General features: G+C 36.0%; 4 protein-coding genes. All 4 read left to right on the forward strand.

The features are described 5' to 3' along the window. On the forward strand, positions 1-1,459 hold a 1,459-nt coding region (locus DRF67_RS21215; RefSeq protein WP_133297687.1), incomplete at its 5' end, for an RHS repeat-associated core domain-containing protein. A 14-nt stretch (positions 1,460-1,473) separates the two neighbouring features. Further along, entirely contained in the window at positions 1,474-1,863 is a 390-nt protein-coding gene (locus DRF67_RS21220; protein WP_115930293.1) for a hypothetical protein, read from the forward strand. Between the two features lie 255 nt (positions 1,864-2,118). Then, the gene (locus tag DRF67_RS21225; RefSeq protein WP_115930294.1) at positions 2,119-3,033 is read left to right on the forward strand and encodes a hypothetical protein; all 915 of its coding nucleotides are present in this window, start codon (positions 2,119-2,121) and stop codon (positions 3,031-3,033) included. Positions 3,034-3,113: 80 nt separating this feature from the next. Beyond that, positions 3,114-3,509 (forward strand): RHS repeat-associated core domain-containing protein, encoded by a 396-nt coding sequence (locus DRF67_RS21230; protein ID WP_165851853.1) that lies wholly within the window; start codon positions 3,114-3,116, stop codon positions 3,507-3,509. Positions 3,510-3,592: the final 83 nt, after the last annotated feature.

Consider the following 3,592-nt stretch of genomic DNA (forward strand, 5'->3'; position numbering starts at 1 on the left):
AAATATGACCAATATGAAGGATAAAGGAATTCAGAGCATTACCTACAATTATCTGAACCTGCCTGGAGTTCTATTAATCAGTCAACGGGATCCTTTTTTCGGAGAAAATTTTGAATTCAGCCTTAGCTATTTATACCGTGCAGACGGAATAAAGCTTCGTAAAAACTACTTCAGACAAGGCCGTAAAGGAATAAAGGAAATTACCCGTACAACAGATTACCTGGACGGTTTTCATTACAATTATTTTGGAGGCGGAGAAGTATGTTTAACCTGCCGGACTGAATTTGCGTATGAAGAGCAGGCATATAAAAAAGCAGACAGCCAGCTTAATGAAATTAATTTAACCCCCGAATGGAAACTGGATTTTGTACCCACCTCTGAAGGTTTTTATAGTTTCATAGAAAACCGCTATATTTATCAATACAAAGACCACCTTGGAAATGCAAGGATCAGTTTTGGTAAAAACAGCGCAGGTGCTCTGGAAATTACAGACAGCAATGACTACTATCCGTTTGGACTCAACCATATTGGCAATGGGAAAAGTCTGATAGGCTCGTATTATAGTTATAAGTACAACGGAAAGGAACTTCAGGATACGGGTATGTATGATTATGGAGCAAGATTCTATATGCCGGATTTGGGAAGATGGGGTGTTGTGGATCCGCTGGCGGAGATAGGCAGACGATGGTCGCCTTATACATACGCTTTTGATAATCCAATACGTTTTATCGACCCTGATGGAATGTGGCCATATCCAGTAACTACACGTTCTTTTGCTCCATTTCCAACATTTGGTGGAGGATTTTCGGGAGACAGTAGAGGGTATTCTACTTCTCAAAATGTTACATCAAGACTCTCTCATAGTTATATAATGAATACAGACAATCATACTTATACTAATTATGGAGCAACTTCAAGTCCTTCTTCTCATCCTTATTTAGGAACTGCTACTGCAACGAATGATGTTGGAAATATAAGTAATGCAGTATACACGACAAATAAAGATGGAAGTACAACTACCTCTTGGACAGCTAAGATGGCAGGGTCAAATCCTTTAACTCCAAGTTCAGTTACTCCGTCTATTGATGTTACTACAAATTTTATCTTAACTGAAAATAAAACAGCAGGAACATTAGGCGTAAGTGTAACTCAAACTGGTGATGCTTTTCCTTCTGCCGAAACTATGATTGGAGATACTGCAGGAAATCAATTAATGGTAGGTGTTAGTCCTGCAGTAGGAAACCCTATTGTAAATTTATTTGGAGATAATAATCGTCCAATGATGTCAAATAATTTTACAGTTACAATGGATGAAAATGGTGTATTTACAGGAGTTAAACAAGGAGATAACACATACTCTGTTGGTGATTGGAATAAAATATATGAATCATCAAACACTGTTAAGATACCAGAGCAACAATACTTGCCTGATGCATCTGGCGCCCCAGTACCTCGTTAAAAATTAATAAGAATATGAAATTATTATATACAAATTGGATAAATATTGTTGGAGTCTTTATAGTGTCATTTTTGTTTACTACAATATCTGACTCTTTAGACCCAAATGTTTCAAGAGATTTTTTTCAAACAATTATTGCTTCTTTAATAGGCATCCTTCTTTATGGGATGTTATTTTGGATTTGTTTTATCATTGCATTGATTATTTTGGATTTATTTTTAATTGTTTTCAATCAAAAGCATTTAAAAATTAAACTGTTTTTAGAATGGATTTTAATAAGTTCTCCTTTTATTTATTGGGCATTAAAATATCCTGAACAAAGAGCTTTGTATATAGTTGCTGTAGTTACATTTTTTATTACGCAACTATTAAGAAGAGGGTTAATTAACAAAGCCACTCATTGAGTGGCTTATATATTACATTATCGATTGCATTTTAATTTGTTTAAGGAACGCATCCAGGAGAGCGAAGACATGTTGTCTATCATTCTCTTTTAGTTTTTGTATATCTAAAATTTTTGAGACAATATTTTTATCCAGTAGAATATCCGTAGACCCTACGAGATAATCCAGAGATACTTCCACGGGTTCTGCTCGCTCTCCGAAGTTACAAACTTGGGAGTAGATAAAGATAAAACCTTGTAGTTTTTCAGTTAAAATTTGGCAAAAGGTAAATCAATTAGCTCAGAATATTTATATGAGCTTTCACAACTTGAATCCAAGAAAGTAGGAAGGATCAGTGCAGCCTCACCGTTACAGCAGGTTGATTATAAATACAATATCAGGGGTTGGATGACTAAGATCAATGACCCTGCCAATTTAAACGGTAAACTTTTCGCCTACGAACTCAAATACCAGAATCCTGTTTATTCCACAGTGTCCCAGGGAAAATACAATGGCAACATTGCAGAAATGGATTGGGTGAGTGCATATGATGGAAAGTTAAGAAGGTACAATTATAAATACGATGGACTGGAAAGATTAAAGGACGGAATTTATTCTGAACCCGGTACCACCGCTCCCCGGAATGATTATTACAATGAAAGCTTAAGCTACGATGTCAATGGAAATATAATAAGCCTAAAAAGGAACAGGTATATTGAAAATACAGGAAGGGTGTTGATGGATGATCTGGGCTATACTTATATGGGAAACAGGCTTACCAAGGTAAATGATACCTCAGGAAATTATAGTGGCTATCCCAGTACTTCAGGCAATGCTATTGCTTATGACACGAATGGTAATATGATAAACCATGTAGATAAAGGGATTTTGCAGATCGATTATAATTTCCTTAATCTGCCTACCTACATAAAATTTGATAAGCAATACGAGTCCCATGAATTAAGGCCTTCCTATTATGTGAATACGAAATACCTGTACAATGCACAGGGAGCTAAGCTAAGAAAAATCCATACGTATGGAACAGGCAGAATGAACACTGAAACCATTATGACCACAGACTACCTCGATGGCTTTCAGTACACAGGCAATGAATTAAGTTTTGTTCCTACCTCTGAGGGTATTATGATTTCGTTCAAAATAAGTATATTTACAACTATACCGATCAGGTAGGAAATATCAGGCTCGCTTATTATAAAGATACTTCCGGGAATCTAAAAGTAGACAGAGTCACCCATTATTATCCATTTGGATTGGAGTTTGGAGGAGAACTAAGTACTTCTAATTCAATCAGTCCATTCTACAGCTATTCGTCTCAAGGACAGGAGAAACAGCGGGAGACAGGATGGAGCTCTTATAAGTGGCGCAATTATGATGCTGCGATGGGAAGGTTCTTTAATGTGGATCCTTTAAGCGAAAAATATGCTTATCAGTCACATTATAATTTTTCTGAAAATAGGGTTGTTGATGCCAGAGAACTTGAAGGATTAGAAGCTGTAGATTTTAGAAAGGATGACGGATATAAAAATTTAGTTGTTGTTGTTCAAGGATGGTCAGGAGATACAAAAAAAGGATATACCCAAGCTCAGAATAGAGGCGATGGGAGTGTTGATAAAGGTGGATTAGGAAATAGGGTAGTATCTCACTAACTGTGTAAGTTAAAAAGTTATTCTGGAAAATTTTGAGCCCTTACAGCTCAAAAAATTTTACGGAAATAACTTTTTATTATTTT

Source organism: Chryseobacterium pennipullorum, assembly GCF_003384725.1.
Taxonomy (GTDB): Bacteria; Bacteroidota; Bacteroidia; order Flavobacteriales; family Weeksellaceae; genus Chryseobacterium; species Chryseobacterium pennipullorum.